The organism is Pseudomonas sp. B21-047 (genome assembly GCF_024748775.1).
Taxonomy (GTDB): Bacteria; Pseudomonadota; Gammaproteobacteria; order Pseudomonadales; family Pseudomonadaceae; genus Aquipseudomonas; species Aquipseudomonas capeferrum.
This window is the reverse complement of the sequence record NZ_CP087169.1, coordinates 4,343,182-4,361,378: the sequence shown is the minus strand read 5'-3', so window position 1 is coordinate 4,361,378 and position 18,197 is coordinate 4,343,182. Positions and strand designations below refer to the sequence as shown.

Annotated in this window: 21 protein-coding genes; 11 read left to right on the top strand and 10 right to left on the bottom strand. The window is 62.4% G+C overall.

Annotated elements, in window-relative coordinates:
• Positions 1-47: 47 nt before the first annotated feature.
• From LOY26_RS19830 to LOY26_RS19820, 3 genes are read right to left on the bottom strand one after another with little or no spacing between them, the layout of a single operon-like run.
• Complete coding sequence (locus LOY26_RS19830) at positions 48-605, bottom strand: peptidylprolyl isomerase (RefSeq protein ID WP_258714025.1); 558 nt, start codon at positions 603-605, stop codon at positions 48-50.
• Positions 599-1,411, bottom strand: coding sequence for an alpha/beta fold hydrolase (locus LOY26_RS19825; RefSeq protein WP_186663935.1), 813 nt, complete (start codon positions 1,409-1,411; stop codon positions 599-601). Before LOY26_RS19825 ends, LOY26_RS19830 begins: the two co-directional genes overlap by 7 nt.
• 13 nt (positions 1,412-1,424) lie before the next feature.
• Positions 1,425-2,348 carry a LysR family transcriptional regulator gene (locus LOY26_RS19820; RefSeq protein ID WP_033699665.1) on the bottom strand — a complete coding sequence of 308 codons (924 nt, stop codon included), beginning with the start codon at positions 2,346-2,348 and terminating at the stop codon, positions 1,425-1,427.
• 48 nt (positions 2,349-2,396) lie between these two features.
• On the opposite strand from LOY26_RS19820, the gene LOY26_RS19815 reads away from it, so the two are divergent.
• From LOY26_RS19815 to LOY26_RS19800, 4 genes are all read left to right on the top strand, one after another.
• A complete protein-coding gene (locus LOY26_RS19815; protein WP_033699663.1) occupies positions 2,397-2,711 on the top strand; it encodes a hypothetical protein in 315 nt (104 codons plus the stop codon).
• 109 nt (positions 2,712-2,820) lie between these two features.
• Positions 2,821-3,420, top strand: coding sequence for an FMN-dependent NADH-azoreductase (locus LOY26_RS19810; RefSeq protein WP_033699661.1), 600 nt, complete (start codon positions 2,821-2,823; stop codon positions 3,418-3,420).
• 420 nt (positions 3,421-3,840) lie between these two features.
• Positions 3,841-4,716 carry a carboxylate/amino acid/amine transporter gene (locus LOY26_RS19805; RefSeq protein ID WP_033699658.1) on the top strand — a complete coding sequence of 292 codons (876 nt, stop codon included), beginning with the start codon at positions 3,841-3,843 and terminating at the stop codon, positions 4,714-4,716.
• A gap of 10 nt (positions 4,717-4,726) precedes the next feature.
• Positions 4,727-4,930: a hypothetical protein gene (locus tag LOY26_RS19800; protein WP_258714024.1), complete on the top strand. Its 204-nt coding sequence runs from the start codon at positions 4,727-4,729 to the stop codon at positions 4,928-4,930.
• Positions 4,931-4,974: 44 nt separating this feature from the next.
• Here the strand turns inward: LOY26_RS19800 and LOY26_RS19795 are convergent, their stop codons facing one another.
• Positions 4,975-6,276, bottom strand: coding sequence for a mechanosensitive ion channel family protein (locus LOY26_RS19795; protein WP_186658075.1), 1,302 nt, complete (start codon positions 6,274-6,276; stop codon positions 4,975-4,977).
• Positions 6,277-6,380: 104 nt separating this feature from the next.
• Between LOY26_RS19795 and LOY26_RS19790 the strand changes: the two genes are divergently transcribed.
• On the top strand, positions 6,381-7,742 hold the full coding sequence (locus tag LOY26_RS19790; protein ID WP_033699652.1) for a DEAD/DEAH box helicase: 1,362 nt from the start codon (positions 6,381-6,383) through the stop codon (positions 7,740-7,742).
• A gap of 54 nt (positions 7,743-7,796) precedes the next feature.
• On the opposite strand, the gene LOY26_RS19785 is transcribed toward LOY26_RS19790, so the two are convergent.
• From LOY26_RS19785 to LOY26_RS19775, 3 genes are all read right to left on the bottom strand, one after another.
• Entirely contained in the window at positions 7,797-8,069 is a 273-nt protein-coding gene (locus LOY26_RS19785; protein WP_033699650.1) for a hypothetical protein, read from the bottom strand.
• 112 nt (positions 8,070-8,181) lie between these two features.
• Complete coding sequence (locus LOY26_RS19780) at positions 8,182-8,475, bottom strand: addiction module antidote protein (protein ID WP_095063760.1); 294 nt, start codon at positions 8,473-8,475, stop codon at positions 8,182-8,184.
• Positions 8,468-8,770, bottom strand: coding sequence for a type II toxin-antitoxin system RelE/ParE family toxin (locus LOY26_RS19775; RefSeq protein WP_095063759.1), 303 nt, complete (start codon positions 8,768-8,770; stop codon positions 8,468-8,470). The genes LOY26_RS19780 and LOY26_RS19775 overlap by 8 nt, the downstream gene beginning before the upstream one ends.
• Positions 8,771-8,897: 127 nt before the next feature.
• Between LOY26_RS19775 and LOY26_RS19770 the strand changes: the two genes are divergently transcribed.
• On the top strand, positions 8,898-9,293 hold the full coding sequence (locus LOY26_RS19770; protein ID WP_033699644.1) for a transcriptional regulator: 396 nt from the start codon (positions 8,898-8,900) through the stop codon (positions 9,291-9,293).
• A 106-nt stretch (positions 9,294-9,399) separates the two neighbouring features.
• Positions 9,400-10,326: a DMT family transporter gene (locus tag LOY26_RS19765; protein ID WP_258714023.1), complete on the top strand. Its 927-nt coding sequence runs from the start codon at positions 9,400-9,402 to the stop codon at positions 10,324-10,326.
• Between the two features lie 9 nt (positions 10,327-10,335).
• Here the strand turns inward: LOY26_RS19765 and LOY26_RS19760 are convergent, their stop codons facing one another.
• Complete coding sequence (locus tag LOY26_RS19760) at positions 10,336-11,517, bottom strand: MFS transporter (RefSeq protein WP_258714022.1); 1,182 nt, start codon at positions 11,515-11,517, stop codon at positions 10,336-10,338.
• A 105-nt stretch (positions 11,518-11,622) separates the two neighbouring features.
• Here LOY26_RS19760 and ptrR point away from each other — a divergent pair, with 105 nt between their 5' ends.
• Together ptrR and LOY26_RS19750 are read left to right on the top strand one after the other, a co-directional pair.
• Positions 11,623-12,516: a putrescine utilization regulator PtrR gene (gene ptrR / locus LOY26_RS19755; RefSeq protein ID WP_033699637.1), complete on the top strand. Its 894-nt coding sequence runs from the start codon at positions 11,623-11,625 to the stop codon at positions 12,514-12,516.
• 125 nt (positions 12,517-12,641) lie between these two features.
• Positions 12,642-12,770 carry a PA1414 family protein gene (locus tag LOY26_RS19750; protein ID WP_256214945.1) on the top strand — a complete coding sequence of 43 codons (129 nt, stop codon included), beginning with the start codon at positions 12,642-12,644 and terminating at the stop codon, positions 12,768-12,770.
• A gap of 76 nt (positions 12,771-12,846) precedes the next feature.
• Here LOY26_RS19750 and LOY26_RS19745 read toward each other — a convergent pair whose 3' ends face one another.
• Positions 12,847-14,226 carry a sodium:solute symporter gene (locus LOY26_RS19745; RefSeq protein WP_033699635.1) on the bottom strand — a complete coding sequence of 460 codons (1,380 nt, stop codon included), beginning with the start codon at positions 14,224-14,226 and terminating at the stop codon, positions 12,847-12,849.
• Positions 14,227-14,385: 159 nt separating this feature from the next.
• Positions 14,386-15,336 (bottom strand): agmatinase, encoded by a 951-nt coding sequence (speB, locus tag LOY26_RS19740; protein ID WP_027593127.1) that lies wholly within the window; start codon positions 15,334-15,336, stop codon positions 14,386-14,388.
• 224 nt (positions 15,337-15,560) lie between these two features.
• Here speB and LOY26_RS19735 point away from each other — a divergent pair, with 224 nt between their 5' ends.
• Both LOY26_RS19735 and LOY26_RS19730 read left to right on the top strand, forming a co-directional pair.
• The gene (locus LOY26_RS19735) at positions 15,561-16,454 is read left to right on the top strand and encodes a LysR family transcriptional regulator (protein WP_033699632.1); all 894 of its coding nucleotides are present in this window, start codon (positions 15,561-15,563) and stop codon (positions 16,452-16,454) included.
• A gap of 135 nt (positions 16,455-16,589) precedes the next feature.
• A complete protein-coding gene (locus LOY26_RS19730; RefSeq protein ID WP_258714021.1) occupies positions 16,590-18,155 on the top strand; it encodes a PAS domain-containing methyl-accepting chemotaxis protein in 1,566 nt (521 codons plus the stop codon).
• The last annotated feature ends 42 nt before the right edge of the window (positions 18,156-18,197 follow it).

Genomic DNA, 18,197 nt, shown 5'->3' with positions numbered 1-18,197 from the left:
TGTTCGTCCGACCCTCAGGCGGTTTCACATCCCTGTGAAGCCTGCGGTCAGTCGATGCGTTTGGCGGACTTGATGTAGACCGGATCGGCCGGCACGTCGCGCATACCGTTCTTGACAGTGGTCGGTGAGTTGACGATCTGGTCGACCACTTCCATGCCTTTGGTCACCTTGCCGAACACCGCATAGCCGCGGTCACGGCCGGGGTTGAGGAAGTCGTTATCGGCCACGTTGATGAAGAACTGGCTGGTGGCCGAGTTCGGGTCCGAAGTGCGGGCCATGGACAGGGTGCCGCGGGTGTTCAGCAGGCCGTTGTTGGCCTCGTTACGGATTGGGTCCTGGGTGTCTTTCTGCGCCATCCGGTCGGTAAAGCCGCCGCCCTGAACCATGAAGCCCGGGATCACGCGGTGGAAGATGGTGTTGTTGTAGAAACCGCTGTCGACGTACTGGAGGAAGTTCTTGGTACTGATCGGCGCCTTCTCGGCATTCAACTCGATTTCGACCTGACCGAAGCTGGTGTCCAGCAATACGTGAGGGGTCTTGTCGGACGCCATGACGCTGGTGGCGAAGGCAACCGAGCAGGCGGTGAGCAGGAGTTTTTTCAGCATGGGCTCAAAGATCCTTGAGAGGTGGAAGCGGCTGCAAGGAATTGCAGCAGGGTCTGGTTGAAGACCTCGGGTTGATCGAGGGGCGTAGCGTGCCGGGAATCGTCGATGACTACCAGCCTGGCCTGGGGCATCAGGGCGACGTAGCGCTCTTTGAGTTGTATCGGCGTGTAATCGTGGTCGGCGGCGATCACCAGCGTGGGACAGCGGATTTGCCCGATGCGTTCCTGCACGCCCCAGTCGACGATGGCGTCGAAGCTCTTGAGGTAGGCACGCTTGTCGTTGCGTGCCCAGCGCTGGGCCATCTTCTGGCGCAGGTCGGCTTGCCCGGGCTTGGGGAATAGCCGTTGTGCCAGCCCTTTGCCAACGGTCTCGACACTGAGCAGGCGTGCCAGGCCCCAACGCTTGGCCCACCAGGCCCAGTCACTGCGGGTGCGGCGCTTGACCTCGGGGGCGCTGTTGACAATGCACAGGCTGCGCAGCCACTGCGGGTGGTCGACGGCGAACTGGAAACCGACCATGCCGCCCATCGACAGGCCGACGAAGTGCACCGGGCCGGTCTGCAAGTGTTCGAGTAAAGCCAGCAGGTCTTCGCTGAAGGTGGCGATCTGGTAGCCGTCGCGGGGCTTGTCAGAGCGGCCGTGGCCGCGGATGTCCATGGCAATCACCCGGTAGTGATGGCTCAGCAGGGGTATCTGCAGCTCCCAGTCCTGGCAGCTGGAGCCCAAGCCATGCAGCAGCACCAAGGGTTCGCCCTGGCCATATTCCTCGTAATGCAGCAAGCATCCTTCGTGTTCGAAATAGGCCATGGGCGCGGTACTCTCAGGCTTGCGGGGGGGCTGCGAAGGGCACGTCCAGGGGCGCGGTGTCGAAGTTGCGCAGCAGGTCGATGAGAATCTGCGTGGCCGGGCCCAGGGTCTTCTCTTTGCTCGAATAAAGGTAGAACAGTGGGTGGCGGCTGCCACCCTGGTCCAACGGCAGCGCCTTGAGCACCCCCTCGCGCAGCTCCCGTTCGATCATGTGCCGGGGCAACCAGGCAAAGCCCAGGCCGCTGCTGACGAAGGTGGTGGCGGTGCCCAGGCTGCCGACGGTCCAGCGCTGCTCGGCACCCAGCCACCCGACATCGAGCGGTTGCGCGCGGCCGGAGTCGCGGATCACTACCTGTAGCTGGCTTTCCAGGTCCTGGAAGGTGATGTCCCGGCCCAGGCGGTGCAGGCTGTGTTCGGGGTGGGCAACGGCGATGAACTCCACCGCACTCAGTTCGGCACCCAGGTAACCGCCGATGCTGTAGCTGCTGATGGCAAGGTCGGCGATGCCTTCACGCAGCACTTCTTCGACGCCCGACAGCACCTCTTCGCGCAGACGCACCCGGCAGCCACGGCTCTGCGGCATGAATGCACTCAAGGCACGCACCAGCCGGGCGCTGGGGTAGGCGGCATCGACCACCACGCGCACTTCGGCTTCCCAGCCTTGCTCCATGTGATGGGCAAGGTCTTCGAGCTGGCTGGCCTGCTTGACCAAGTGGCGCGAACGGCGCAGCAGCACGTTGCCGGCTTCGGTGAGCACGGCCTTGCGCCCATCGATGCGCAGAAGCGGTACACCGAGCTGCTCCTGCATGCGTGCCACGGTGTAGCTGACCGATGACTGCGAACGGTGCAGTGCCTCGGCGGCCTGGGCAAACCCCCCGTGATCGACCACTGCTTGCAGGGTTCGCCACTGATCAAGGGTTACGCGCGGCGCTTTCATGTTTCGCTCCTGTTGTCCTAAGCTGCGCTCTTCCAAGGAGAGCGCCCCATGAAGAAATGTTGTGCGGCAATACTGATGTGCCTGCCCCTCGGGGCCATGGCTTACCCCATCGATGTGGAGAAGCAGCTGGACGGGGTCAAACTCGACTACACCGCCTACGACACTGCCTACGATATTGGTGCCATCACCCTCAACAACTACGGGCAGGTACCGGCAGCCTGCAAGGTAACGTTCCGCAACGGCCCGGAAGCGCCGCGGGTGCGCCGGGTGAACGTACCGGCAGGTAAAAGCGTCGATGTGACCGCCAAGTTCAATCGCCAGATCATCAAGCTGCGGATCGGCGTGAACTGTGCGGCCGAATAAAACTGATTAATCGATTGATTGAACCCACTTTTTACGCTTTTTTATCGATAGGTCAAGCCTTAATCTCACCTCCATCGAATCGCACCCTATTTGCCGATGGAGGCACCCCATGTCCCGCGTACTGATCATCGAAAGCAGCGCCCGCCAGCAGGATTCCGTTTCCCGTCAACTGACCCGCGACTTCATCCAGCAATGGCAGGCGGCCCACCCGGCCGACGAGATCAACGTACGTGACCTGGCCGTGAGCCCGGTGCCCCACCTGGATGCCAACCTGCTCGGAGGCTGGATGAAACCCGAGGCGCAGCGCAGCGCCGCCGAACTGGACGCGCTGGCCCGCTCCAACGAATTGACCGATGAGCTGTTGGCGGCCGACGTGCTGGTGATGGCCGCGCCGATGTACAACTTCACCATCCCCAGCACCCTCAAGGCCTGGCTGGACCATGTACTGCGCGCCGGCATCACCTTCAAGTACACCCCGACCGGCCCGCAAGGCCTGCTGACCGGCAAGCGCGCCATCGTCCTGACTGCCCGCGGCGGTATTCATGCCGGCGCCACCAGCGACCATCAGGAACCGTACTTGCGCCAGGTGATGGCATTCATCGGCATTCACGATGTGAACTTCATCCATGCCGAGGGCCTGAACATGAGCGGCGACTTCTTCGAGAAGGGCCTCAACCAGGCCAAGGCCAAACTGGCTGCGGTGGCCTGAGCGTCAACGAATTCCCAACCCTGACACCTTGTTTGCTCCTTTGGGTGTACCTGCCCGGCCAATGGCCGGGCTTTTTTTTGGGGGGAGGTTGTGGATGCCTGGAGATTGGATTCGGGGCCACCAGGTGCCCGTCTTGGGTTTTGCAGCGCCTATGAGATCGAGCGCCGCCCGCGCGGCGCTCGATTTCCGCCCCACCTCCAAATCCAAGACAGGCAGCTAGCCGCCATCACCCTATCTCCCGACAAGCGCATAGCAGCCCCACTTCCCCAACATTCTGTGAAGAACCTATTTTGCCGTGGCCAAGGCGGTCTGCTTTTAGGACCGGAACGGCCGCGTGCGCTGCCATCCCTACATTCCTCATGGTTGAACACAGCGGCCGCAACCCGCTAAGGTCGCCGCCTTGATCCACGAGAGGCAACCATGGGCTACCTGATTATCGTCGCGCTGATCCAGGCGTTTTCCTTCAGCTTGATCGGCGAGTACCTGGCCGGGCACGTCGACAGCTACTTTGCCGTGCTCGCGCGGGTGCTGCTGGCGGGCCTGGTGTTTCTGCCGCTGACCCGCTGGCGCCAGGTCGAGCCGCGCTTCATGCGCTCGATGCTGCTGATCGGCGCGCTGCAGTACGGCATCACCTATGTGTGCCTGTACCTGAGCTTTCGCGTGCTCACCGTGCCGGAAGTGCTGTTGTTCACCATCCTCACACCGTTGCACGTCACCTTGATCGAGGACGCCTTGAACCGGCGTTTCAACCCGTGGGCGTTGCTCGCGGCGCTGGTGGCGGTGGCCGGGGCCGCGGTGATCCGCTTCGACAGCATCAGCGGCGAGTTCTTCATCGGCTTCCTGCTGCTGCAGCTGGCCAACTTCACCTATGCCGCCGGCCAGGTGCTGTACCGCCATCTGGTCGCCCGAAACCCCAGCAACCTGCCGCACTACACGCGCTTCGGCTACTTCTACCTGGGGGCCTTGATCGTGGTGTTGCCGGCGTTTGTGCTGTTCGGCAATGCCCAGCACTTGCCGAGCACCGATGTGCAATGGCTGGTGCTGCTGTTCCTCGGGCTGTGCCCTACTGCCTTGGGCCTGTACTGGTGGAACAAGGGCGCGTGCCTGGTCTCCGGGGCGACACTGGCGGTGATGAACAACCTGCATGTGCCGGTGGGGCTGTTGCTCAACCTGTTGATCTGGAACCAGCACGAGCCGCTAGGGCGGCTGTTCATCGGCGGGGCAGTGATTCTGGCATCGGTGTGGCTGAGCCGGTTGGGCAGCCGTGCTCAGGTACCGCTTGGCAACAAGGCGTGAATGAACCCGCATGGCTACATCGGTATCCCCTTGTGCGTCGGCGGCCTGGGCGGTTTCTGGTTTGGGCCTGGCGCAGCCGGTGCTGCATTTTCTCGACATGCTGGCGCTGGCGACCACCCTGTGCGCGTTGATTTCACTGGGGGCGTTCCTGGCCGAGAAACGGGGCATGGGGCAAGCCAGCCCGTGGCCGTTGGTGGGGCTGAAACTCGAGTAGGCGCTGGCTTGCCTGCGATGGGCCGCAAAGCGGCCCCGGCAATTTCAAGCCTCGCTCAGGTCTTCCAGACGATGCGGCACAGGTTCAGCTGACAGTCGCCCCGCCAACCCCGCCCGCATGTCATTACCGCTAGGCTGCTGGTACAAGCTCAACCCGAACTCCGGCAACACCGCCAACAGGTAATCGAAGATATCCCCCTGGATCCGCTCATACTCCGCCCACACGGTGGTCGTGGTGAAGCAGTAGATCTCCAGCGGCACGCCTTCGGCGGTGGTCTGCATCTGGCGAACCATGCAGGTCATGCCTTGATGCACGTTGGGGTGGTTCTTCAGGTAAGCCAGAGCAAAGGCGCGGAAGGTGCCGATGTTGGTCAGCTTGCGCCGGTTGGCGGACAGTTCGGCCACCGGCCCCAGGGCTTCGTTCCAGGTTTGCAGTTCCTGGCGCTTGCTGGCCAGGTAGTCGCCCAGCAGGCGCACCTGGGTGAGGCGCTGCTCCTCTTCGCGTGTGAGAAAGCGCACACCTGCGGCGTCGATGAACAGGCTGCGCTTGATGCGCCGGCCGCCCGACTGCTGCATGCCGCGGTAGTTGCGGAATGACTCGCTCATCAAGCGCCAGGTCGGGATCGAGACGATGGTCTTGTCGAAGTTCTGCACCTTCACTGTATGCAAGGTGATGTCCACCACGTCACCGTCGGCGCCCACCTGGGGCATTTCGATCCAGTCACCCACATGCAGCATGTCGTTGCTGGTCAGTTGCACGCTGGCCACGAACGACAGCAGCGTGTCCTTGTAGACCAACAGCAGCACCGCCGACATGGCACCCAGGCCCGACAGCAGCAGCAATGGCGAGCGGTCGATCAGGGTGGCGACGATGACGATGGAGGCAAAAATCCACAGCATCATCTTGGCCAGTTGCACATAGCCCTTGATCGAGCGGGTGCGGGCGTGCTCGGTGCGGGCGTAGATGTCGAGCAGGGCATCGAGCAGGCACGACAGGGCCATGGTCATGAACAGCAGGGTGAAGGCCAGGGCGACGTTGCCGAGGAAGTGCTGCGCCGTGTCGGACAACTCCGGCACCAGTTTCAGGCCAAACTGCAGCACCAGCGACGGTGTGGTCTGGGCCAGCCGGTGCAGGACTTTATTGTGGCGCAGGTCATCCAGCCATTTCAGCGCCTGTTGGCGTGCCAGCAGGCGGGTACCGTGCAGCATCAGGAAGCGCGCCAGGCGGCCGACCACCAGGGAAATCAGCAGCAGGACGGCCAGGCCAATGGCGGCGTGGAGCATGGGATGTTGGTCGAGGGTGCCCCAGAGGTCGAGGGAGTCACGCCAGATTCGTTGGATATCCATGGGGTTGTGAGCGGTCTGTATTGCCAAACGAAGCGCCATTAGAGCGCGGAAGCCGATAAAGTTGCCAAAAGAAATTCGGCTATGGCGGCAGAAAACGTTACCCTATGCAACTGAATTTCCCGCACTTGCCTGAGGTTACCTCCGTGTTTTCCCAATTCGCCCTGCACGAACGCCTGCTTAAAGCCGTGGCCGAGCTTAAATTTGTCGAGCCGACCCCGGTGCAGGCAGCGGCCATCCCCCTGGCCCTGCAAGGGCGTGACTTGCGTGTGACCGCGCAAACCGGCAGCGGCAAGACCGCGGCATTCGTCCTGCCGATGCTCAACCGCCTGGTCGACCTGAGCGGCCCACGCGTGGAAATCCGCGCGCTGATCCTGCTGCCTACCCGCGAGCTGGCGCAGCAGACCCTCAAGCAGGTGCAGCTGTTCTCCCAGTTCACCTACATCAAGGCTGGCCTGGTCACCGGCGGTGAAGATTTCAAGGAACAGGCCGCCATGCTGCGCAAGGTACCGGACGTGCTGATCGGCACCCCGGGCCGTCTGCTCGAACAGCTCAATGCCGGTAACCTGGACCTGTCCCATGTCAAGGTGATGATCCTCGACGAAGCCGACCGCATGCTCGACATGGGCTTTGCCGAAGACATGGAGCGCCTGTGCAAGGAGTGCGAGAACCGCGAGCAGACCCTGCTGTTCTCCGCCACCACCGGTGGCGCAGCACTGCGCGACATCATCGGCAAGGTGTTGAAAGACCCTGAGCACCTGATGCTCAACAGCGTCTCGCAACTGGCCGAGGGCACGCGTCAGCAGATCATCATGGCTGACCACGACCAGCACAAAGAGAAGATCGTCCAGTGGTTGCTGGAAAACGAGACCTACCAGAAGGCGATCATCTTCACCAACACCCGTGCCCTGGCAGACCGCATCTATGGTCACCTGGTGGCCAAGGACGTCAAGGTCTTCGTACTGCACGGCGAAAAGGACCAGAAAGACCGCAAGCTGGCCATCGACCGCTTCAAGCAGGGCAGCTCCAAGGTGCTGGTGGCGACCGACGTGGCGGCCCGTGGCCTGGACATCGACGGCCTGGACCTAGTGATCAACTTCGACATGCCGCGCAGTGGCGACGAGTACGTGCACCGCATTGGCCGTACCGGCCGTGCCGGGGGCGAAGGCCTGGCCATCTCGTTGATCACCCACAACGACTGGAACTTGATGTCGAGCATCGAACGCTACCTCAAGCAGCAGTTCGAGCGCCGGGTTATCAAGGAAGTCAAAGGTACCTACAACGGGCCGAAAAAGGTCAAGGCCTCGGGCAAGGCTGCCGGGACCAAGAAGAAAAAGGTCGAGAAGAAGTCGGGTGACAAGAAGGCTGCCGCCAAGCGCAAGCCAACCGCCAAGCCAAAGGCCAACGCGCCACTGGCCAGTTCCGACGGCATGGCTCCGCTGAGAAAGCGTCAGCCTGCAGCTGAGTAAATCGACTTGTGCCCTATCGTCGGCTTGCCGGCGATAGGGGCTTCACACCTCGCATCAGTCAGCTTTTTTCTCCGCTGTCTTCAGTTCCTTGATCCGTGTATCGATCAACTGGCATTTGTCGGGCAAGTCCTTGCTCGCCGTCCCCAGCTCCATCCCTTGGAGCTCATCATTGATTTCCTTGGCCTTCTGCGGGTTCTGCTCAGTGAGCTGGCTGACCAGGCCGGCCAGTTCTTCACGCTTCTGCGTGGCCTCTTCCGGTGTGCAGGCCCAGGCGGGTAGGGCGCAGAGCAGGGCGGTGGCGCAGGCAATGCTTAGCAGCGGTTTCATCCTTCTTACCTCTCGCGTTGGCTATGCGTGATGGAGGGCAGTCGATGCATCGAAGTTCAGCTTCAGCGACCGGCGGGCTCTGCAATCCGTACCTGCAGTACAACTGATGTTGTCAGTGGGCAAGATGAGGTTTGGCGGTCATGTCTATTCCCAGCGCCTTCATGACGGCAAGAAACGACTTCAACGTCGGATTACCGTGCTCGCTGAACGAGCGATAAAGTTGTTCACGTGACAAACCCGTCTCTTTCGCCAATTCGCTCATGCCTTTGGCACGTGCTACCACACCAACGGCCTTGGCCACGTAGCTGGCATCGCCCGTTTCAAGCGCATCGGACATGAACTGCGCGATGGCTTGCGGGGTGGTCAGGTAATCAGCCGCATCGAAGTCAAAAAATGTTTCAGTCATGTTGCATCCTCCAGGAGCGCAGGATTTCGTGAGCCGCTTTGATGTCCCGCCGTTGGCTGCTTTTGTGCCCGCCGCAGAGCAGAATTACCAACGTATCGCCTGATTGGTGAAAGTACACGCGGTAGCCCGGCCCATAGTGAATTCTCAATTCACTTACACCATGGCCAACTGCTGAAACGTCGCCAGGCAGGCCCTCCATCAAGCGGTTGATACGAGCAATAATCCGGATACGCGCCGTGTCGTCCCGGAGTCCATGCACCCAATGCCTGAAACTGCTGGATTCGATTTTCTTCATTGGGCGAATGTAGTTTATAAATCACACGGAGCAACGCATCAAATGGTTTCTGTTTTTTCTGAACATGGCTCACTGTCGACAGGTCCACCCTGTGTACCCCTTCCGTCCACAGCAGGAGCCTGCCGCCATGAGCATCACCTACGACTGGGACCTGATCGAGCGCTTGCTGCATGAAGCCCAGAACAGCGCCGGTCACAGCTTCACGCCACGCCCCTATGCCGAGCAGCACGCCGCGGCGTTGGCTGCCAAAGGCCAGCCGGTTGGCGACCTTGACCACCTGAAGACCCGCGCTTGCGAGTATGAAAAGCTGCTGTTCGAGCGCGGCTTCATCGAAACCCGGCCAGCAGAAGACGGTGGCAACGGTGAAAACTTTGTCCTCACCGAGCGCGGATCACGCCTGTTGAGCCTGATCGACAGCAGCATCCCAGGCTTCGAGCACCCCCGCCAAGTGCTCGAAGAACAGGAAGACGCGCTGGATGAGGCGACCTTTGAGCAGGTGTCCTCCAAGGCGCAGATTGCTTGAGGTCGTTTTGAGGGTGGCACGGGTGGCCAAGGAAAACCGATAATCGGTAATTCTTGAAGACTGCCGAGTTGACGCCGATGCCATCGATTATCCGTAAGGCCCGCTCATGAGCGCGGCCCGGAAGAACCCCGACGCCTTTGCTTTCCAGGTCATGCTCGGGCTGTGCCTGATCTGGGGCTGCCAGCAGGTGCTGATCAAGACGGCCGCGGTCGACATTGCCCCGGTGATGCAGGCCGCCCTGCGTAACTGTATTGCTGCAGTGCTGGTGGGCCTGATGATCTGCTGGCGCGGTGGTTGGGAGCAGGTGGGCACTACCTGGCGCGCCGGGCTGTTGGCCGGCGCGCTGTTCGGCGTGGAGTTTCTGTTCATCGCCGAGGGGCTGAAGCTGACGTCGGCAGCGCACATGTCTGTCTTCCTGTATACGGCACCCGTGTTTACTGCCTTGGGCCTGCACTTCTTGCTGCCCAGCGAGCGGCTGCGACTGCTGCAGTGGTTGGGGATCTTGCTGGCGTTCGGCGGGATCGCCACGGCATTTGCCGGCGGTATGTCGTTCGAGCAGATGGACAGCCGCACCTTGCTGGGCGATGCCTTCGGTGTCGTGGCAGGGTTGGCCTGGGGCGCGACGACGGTGGTGGTGCGCTGTTCGCGGTTGTCGGAAGCGCCAGCGACCTTGACCTTGTTCTATCAGCTGGCCGTCGGTTTTGCCGGGTTGCTGCTGATTGCCTTGCTCAGTGGCCAGATCGGTGCGGTGTCGCTGACGCCGTTGGCGATTGGCAGTGTGCTGTTCCAGGGGGTCGTGGTGTCGTTTGTCAGCTACCTGACCTGGTTCTGGCTATTGCGCAAATACCTGGCGTCGAACCTGGCGGTGTTTTCGTTCATCACGCCGTTGTTCGGCGTGACGTTCGGAGTGCTGCTGCTGGATGAGCCACTGAGCGTGAACTTCGTACTCGGCGCAGTGATGGTGTTGCTTGGGGTGGTGCTGGTGAGTGCCGAGCCCTGGGTAAAGCAGCAATTGCGTAAGTGGGTGGGGTGACGGTTGCACCTACACCGAGCGCGCATCCGCCGAGTGTTGGGCAGGGCAGGTGCGATGGGCTTGGGCGCCAGCCAGCACCAGCCCCCCGGCCACTGCCAGACCACTGGCGGCCAGCAGCAATGCGGGCTGCAAACTCCCCGTGTAGTGGTTACTGACGGCCGCCAACAACGGCCCGCTCAGTTGCCCGAGTGCAAAGCACGCAGTGAGCAGCCCGGCATTACGCTGCGTCGCCTGCGGCGCCAGCTCCCGCGAACGCTGCATCACCAGCTGCATGCAGGCCAGGAACGGCGCACCGCACAGCACCACGCCCAAGGCCAGGCCAAGGCCGCCGCCCCACAAGCAAGCCAGCACGCCCAGCCCTTGCAGCCACAGGGTGGCGGTCAGCCAGGCAGAGGTCCGGCCGTCCCGGCGCAGGCTCACCAGCACCACGCCCAGCGCTGCCGCCACGCCAAACGCAGGCCAGAACAGGTCGGCCAGCCATTGTCCCTGAAACTGCTGGTTGGCCATCTGTGACAAGAAGGTGGCCGGCAGGATGTAACCGACGCCGTACAAGGCATACACCAGCCCAAGGCGCCCAATACCGGCACCGTGCCTTTTACTTGGCTGCACAGTGGCCGGGATCACTGCTGGCGCCTGCGGCCGTGGCAACCAAGGCCTTACTGCCAGCAGCATTAGCAGCGCGGCGGTGGCATAGATCAGCCAGAGCGCTGCCGAACCCAGCCCCAGCACATGCGCACCCAGCGCCAACAGTCCGCTAACGGCGATACCCACCCCGGGCCCTGCGAACACCAGCGCGCCCAGGCGCTGGCGCTGGTGTGCATTGGCGACCTGCTGGCTGAGGCTGGTGATCATCACCAGTACCCAGGCGCTGGCCACGCCGGTGCCGAAACGCAGCAGCAGGTGACTCCAGAAGCCACCGGCGGCCCAAGAGGCCAGGGTCAACAGCACGCACAGCCACAGCCCGCCATGCAGGCGCAGGCGAACCTGGGCAGGGGTGCGGGCGAACATGGCATCCACTGCACCCAGGAAGTAACCCAGGTAATTGGCTGCTGCGACCAACCCAGCGGCCGTGAGGTCGAACTGGCCTTCAGCGATCAATTGCGGCAGTTGCGGGGTCAGGGCGAAGCGGCCTATGCCCATGGCCATCATCAGCGCCACGGCGCTGGCCAGCAGTTGTATGAGCGGTGACATGGAAGGACTCCTGCACGAGGTAAGCGATGGCTGGCAGGTTAAGGGGCTTTTATATTCAATAAAATTGAATAATGATGATGAAGTTGTTCTGTTTTGGAGAATGGTATGGAGTTCAGCCAACTGCGCATCTTCCAGGCGGTTGCCGAGGAAGGCTCGGTGACCCGCGCCGCCGAGCGCTTGCATCGGGTGCCCTCGAACCTGTCGACGCGCCTGCGCCAGCTAGAAGACCAACTGGGCGTCGAGCTGTTTTTGCGCGAGCGCCAGCGCCTGCAGCTGTCACCTGCGGGCAAGGTGTTGCTGGACTACGCCAATCGCCTGTCGGCCCTGCGTGACGAGGCGATGGCGGCCGTGCAGGGTGGCCAGCCGGCCGGGGAGTTTGTGCTGGGCACCATGTACAGCACTGCAGCGACCCACCTGCCGGCCTTGTTGGCGCGTTACCACCAGGCGTACCCGGCGGTGAACCTGCAGGTGCGCGCGGCGCCCAGCGGCGAGTTGTTCGAGGGTTTGCTCAGCCATGGCCTGGATGCGGCCTTGGTGGATGGCCCGCCGAGCCTGGCCGGGTTGGATGGCGTGCCACTGTGCGAAGAGCAACTGGTGTTGATCACCAGCCCCGAACACCCGCCCGTGCACACGGCAAAAGACGTGGCAGGCAAGGCGGTGTTCACCTTCCGCCAAGGCTGCTCGTACCGCATGCGCCTTGAAGCCTGGTATGCCCACGCGCATACGCCGATGGGGCGGGTGATGGAGATCGAGTCCTACCAGAGTATGCTGGCCTGCGTCATCGCCGGCGCCGGCGTGGCGATGATGGCGCAGTCCATGCTCGACAGCCTGCCGGGGCGCGACCGGGTGCGGGTTCATCGCTTGCAGGCGCCGTTCGATCAGGCGGTGACCTGGTTGATGTGGCGCCAAGGGATGCGAGGGGCGAATTTGCAGGCGTGGATCGATCTGCAACAAAGCGAAACGATTAGCCAGTCGTCGGAATGCGGCGTTTCCCCTTGATCCGCGTCAAAATGGCCCCTATCTCTAGGAACAGATACATGCGCAATACAGGACATCGGGCTATGATCTGTATGAAACATGACTGGATTGATTGACCGTGAGGCTGACCCGTCAAAGGGGGCACTATGAAGAAACCACTGTTCAACTGGCTCCACGACTTGGCTGTCGCACTGGGGCTGATACCACCACCCTTGCAGCCGGTGCCGATCCCGACTGACGAAGAGCAGCGCAAGCGCCAGCCGCGTCGTCGCTGAAATGAAAAAGGCCGCCGCATCATGGCTGATGCGGCGGCCTTTTTGTTGCCGGTGTTATCTAAGGGTGTATCGGCTATCAGGCCAGCTTCATCGCTGCCACCGATTTACGCGTCATCAGGCTGATCCCCACAAAGCTCACCAGGCCGATCGTCAGGCTGTAGTAAATCGGCGTGTTGGCTTCCAACCCATCCTTGAACATGAACAACAGCGCGGTGGCGAAGCCCAGCGACATGCTGGCGATTGCGCCTGCGGTGGTTGCGCGCTTCCAGAAGATCGCACCGATCAGCGGGATCAGCATGCCGCCGACCAGCAGGTTGTAGGCCAGGGTCAGGGCGTTGATCACATCGTTCACCACCAGGGCGATACCCAGCACCACCAGGCCGGTGAGCAAGGTGAACAGGCGGCTGATGCCCAGGCTCGATTGCTTGCCGCCACGCAGTTTGGGCAGCAGGTCTTCGGTCAGGGTGGTGGACGCGGCCAGCAGGCCGGCGCTGGCGGTGGACATCATGGCTGCCAGGGCCGCCGCCATCAGCAGGCCGCGGATGCCATCGGGCAGGGTGCTCTTGATCATCTCGGCAAAGGCATTGTTCGGGTTTGCCAGGTCTGGCATCAGCACGTGTGCAGCCATGCCGATCAGGGCGCAAGCCAGGCCGTACACTACGCAGTACACACCTGCGGTGGTACCGGCGCGCTGGCAGACCTTCTCGTCACGGGCGGTGAACACCCGCTGCCAGATGTCCTGGCCGATGAGGATGCCGAAGAAGTAGATCAGGAAGTAGGTGATGATGGTGTCCCAGCCGATGCTGGTCAGCTGGAAGCTCGACGCTGGCAGCTTGGCCACCAGGGTGTCCCAGCCGCCGGCCTTGTACAGGCAGACTGGCAGCAGGATGAACATCAGGCCGACGGTCTTGATCACGAACTGGACGATGTCGGTCAGGGTCAGCGACCACATGCCGCCGATGGTCGAGTACAGCACCACCACGCCACCGCCGAGCAGCAACGACATCCAGAACGGCAATTCCAGCAGCACCTGCAGTACGGTTGCCATGGCCAGGGTCGAGGTGACGCCGATCATCAGCGCATATGCCAGCATGATCGCTGCACTGGCCTGGCGTGCCATGGGGTTGTACCGACGCTCCAGCACCTGGGTGACGGTGAAGATGCGCAGGCGCAGCAGCGGTTTGGCGAGGAACAGGTTGAGGGCGATGATGCCCAGGCCCAGCGCAGCGCACAGCCAGAAGCCCGAAATACCGTGGACATAGCCCAGGCGCACGGTGCCGACGGTGGACGCGCCGCCCAGCACGGTGGTGGCCATGGTGCCCATGTACAGGGTGGGGCCGAGGTTGCGTCCGGCCACCAGGTAGTCTTCGTGGGTTTTCGCACGCCGCATGCCATACCAGCCAAGCCCGAGCATGCCGGCGGTATAGATCATTACAACAATGATGTCCAAGGCCATTGGGAGTCTCCCGATTATCTTTATTATGGCGAGATCGACCGCCCGGGCACCTTACGGCACCTGGCGGTCTTGTCTTGTGTTGACGGGCCTCAATGGCCCTCCCTCATGGCTCCTGCCAGGGTATAGCGGGTATCGCGGTTGGCGCGGCGCAGGCCTGGTTCAGCGACGCACTACGCCAGGTAGCACGCAGAGCATTTCGAACAGCAGGTTGGCGCCGAGCAGCGAGGTGTTGCCGGTGGTGTCGTAAGGCGGGGAGACTTCGACAAGGTCACAGCCGATCAGGTCCAGGCCGTGGCAGCCGCGAATGATCTCCATCGCCTGGATCGTGGTCAAGCCCCCAATTTCCGGCGTGCCGGTGCCCGGTGCCCAGGCAGGGTCGATGCCGTCGATATCGAACGACAGGTAAACCGGGCCACCGCCGACCTTTTCGCGTACTTCGGCCATCAGCGGTTCCAGCGATTTGTGCCAGCATTCCTCGGCCTGAACTACGCGAAAGCCCTGGCGACGGCTCCAGTTGAAGTCGTCGGCGGTATAGCCCTGGGCGCGCAGGCCGATCTGTACCACGCGGTCGCAATCGAGCAGGCCTTCTTCCACGGCGCGGCGGAAGGTGGTGCCGTGGGCGATCTTCTCGCCGAACATGTGGTCGTTGACGTCGGCGTGGGCATCGATGTGCACCAGGCCGATCTTGCCGTGCTTTTTATGCAGGGCGCGCAGGATTGGCAAGGTAATGGTGTGGTCGCCACCCAGGGTCATCGGGATGACGTTGTGCTCGACGATCTCGTCGTAGGCTTCTTCGATGATGCGCACGGCGTCGAGCAGGTTGAAGGTGTTGATGGCCACGTCACCGATGTCGGCTACCGACAGCGAGTCGAACGGCGCAGCACCGGTGGCCATGTTGTACGGGCGGATCATCACCGATTCGGCGCGGATCTGCCGTGGGCCGAAGCGGGTGCCGGAGCGCAGGGAGGTGCCGATGTCCAGCGGCACGCCGATGAACGCGGCGTCCAGGCCGGCGGCGCTTTGCAGGTGGGGGAGGCGGAGCATGGTGGCGATGCCGCCGAAACGCGGCATTTCGTTGCCGCCCAGTGGTTGGTGGAGAGTCTTGTCCACGGTGGGCCTCATCAGTCGGTCGATTGTTGTGTTTGTTCGAACCTGTGCCGCGGCGCGCCTGTTTGCTTTGGTTGTGCCGGCGGGCAGGACATTTCGGCCGAGTTTGCGCAAGGTAGTGCCCGGGAAGAATCGCTACCGGCAAATACTTACTTCAGGAATTTCTGAACTAATGCCTGCGCAACCGGTTAGACTTGCCGCCATTAACTTTGCGGAACCGTTGCACCATGGCCTCGACCCTGCCCGATCTGAAACTGCTGCGCATCTTCGTCAGCGTGGTGCGCCACCAGGGCTTCGCCAACGCCCAGCGCGAGCTGAACCTGTCGACGTCGGCCATCAGCACCTACATGAGCCAGCTGGAGGGCGGGCTGGGGATTGTCCTGTGTCACCGTGGGCGCGGCGGTTTCAGCCTGACCAGCAAAGGTGAACTGTTCCACCAGGAGAGCCTGCGCCTGCTGGCCGAGCTGGATGGCTTCGAGCAATATGCCGCGGCGCTCAAGGGCGAGCTGCGGGGCACGCTCAACCTGGGGGTGATTGACTCGACCGTGGGTGACCGCGCGTTGCCACTGGCCGAAGCCATCGGTGCCTATAGCCAGGAGCACCCGGGGGTTCACCTGCACCTGTCGGTGTCCAGCCCCTACGAGCTGCAATTGGGGGTGCAGGACAACCGCCTCGACCTGGCCATCGGGGCGTTTTCGTCGCGCATGAGTGGCCTGGTCTATCAGCCCCTGTACCGTGAGCAGCATTGGCTGTACTGCAGCAGCCGCCACCCGTTGTTCGCCGAGCGGCGCATCCCCGAGCAGGTGGTGACCCAGCAGCGCATGGTCGGGCGCGGCTACTGGAGCCAGGCAGAACTGGCCCGGCACGGCTTCAAGCACAGTGCGGCGACCGTGGAGAGCATGGAGGCGCAGCTGATTCTGATCCTGTCGGGTGCCTACATCGGCTACCTGCCAGAGCACTACGCCCAGGCATGGGTGGACAAGGGCGACCTGCGCGTCTTGTCGCCGTCTACCTTCGGCTATCAGGCGCCATTTTCGCTGATCGTTCGCCGCGGCCGTAGCCGCGAACCGTTGATTCAAACCTTCCGCGACCTGCTTAAAAGCCAACTCAACGTCGGCTGATGCACAGTGTGTTCATGCATTCCGTCGGGACGGGCTCAATTCCTACAAAACAGGACCGCTAACCTGATAGCGCTCTGCTAAATATCAACTTGCGCTGATGATTTCCCCCTCTTCATCCTGCAAGGATCGCCCAAGATGCGCATGAATTTGCCCGTCACTGAGCACGAAAGAACCTTCTCCAGCGATCAACGCCTGATCTCCACGACGGACCTCAACAGCCGCATCACCTACTGCAATGACGCCTTCGTGGCGATCAGCGGGTTCACTTACGACGAATTGGTCGGCCAGCCCCACAACCTGGTGCGCCACCCCGACATGCCTCCGGCCGTCTTCGGCCACATGTGGGACACCATCAAACAAGGCAAACCCTGGATGGGCGTGGTCAAGAACCGCGCCAAGAACGGCGATTATTATTGGGTCAGCGCCTACGTCACCCCGGTGTACGAGCAAGGGCGGGTCAGCGGCTACGAGTCGGTACGCTCGGTGCCGACGCGCGAGCAGATTCGCCGTGCCGAAGCGCTATACGCGCGCCTGCGTGCCGGCCGCTCAGCGGTACCCTGGGCCGCGCGGCTAGGGCATCAGCTGGGCCGCGGCTGGCCGCTGATTGGCGCAGGCCTGCTCTCGGCCGCAGGTTATCTGTGGTTGCCGCCGTATGCGGCGCTGGGGGTATTGATGGCCAGCCTGCTGCTGGCCTGGTACTTGATCGAACACCGGCAGAGCCAGGCCATCCGGCGTACCCTGGGCGAGCACCCGAAAGCCTTCACCAGCCCGTTGGTGGCGTTGACCTACAGCGACAACCCGGGGCTGCAAGGCCAGCTGGACCTGGCCATCATCAGTGAAGAGGCGCGCTTGCAAACCGCCTTGACCCGCCTGGTGGATGCAGGAGTCGGGGTCAAGTCACGTGCGGCGCAGTCGGCCGACCTGTCAGACGCCCAGGCGCAGATGCTTGACCGCCAGCGCAGCGAAACCGACCAGTCCGCCACGGCGATCGCGCAAATGGCAGCGACCATCCAGGAGGTCACCCATAACGTGCAAAGCACCGCCCATGCCGCAGGCGATGCCGACCAGTTGGCGCAGCATGGCAGCGAGTTGGCCCAGCAGAGCCTGAAGGCGATGGGGAGCATGAGCGATGCGGTGAATGATATCGGCCAGGCAGTCAATGCACTGGCCGAGCAGACCCAGTCGATTGGCAGCGTGGTCGACACGATCACTTCGATTGCCGACCAGACCAACCTGCTGGCACTCAATGCCGCCATCGAGGCAGCGCGGGCCGGTGAACAGGGGCGCGGGTTTGCCGTGGTGGCTGATGAGGTGCGTTCGTTGGCCCAGCGCACCCGTGCCTCGACCGAAGAGATTCATCAGATCATCGCCTCGTTACGGGTGGGGGCAGAGCGGGCAGTGAGTACCGCCAACCGCGGCGAGCAGATTTCGCGCGACAGCGTGCACAGTGTCGAGGCGGTGCAAGTGGCGTTGGCCGGTATCGCCCAGGCGGTCAGCCGCATTACCGGCATGAGCCAGCAGATGGCGACGGCTTCGGAGCAGCAAAGTCATGTTGCCGAGGATATCAACCAGCAGATCGTGAGGATTGCACACCTGTGTGACCAGAGCGCGGGGCAGGCCAGGCAGGGTGCGCAAATCAGCCAGGACCTGGAGCGTATGGCCGAATACCTGCACAGCCTGGCTGAGCGCTTCAACCGCTGAGGCAGGGGATTTCGAACAAGCTGTGGCACACTGCGCCCGGTA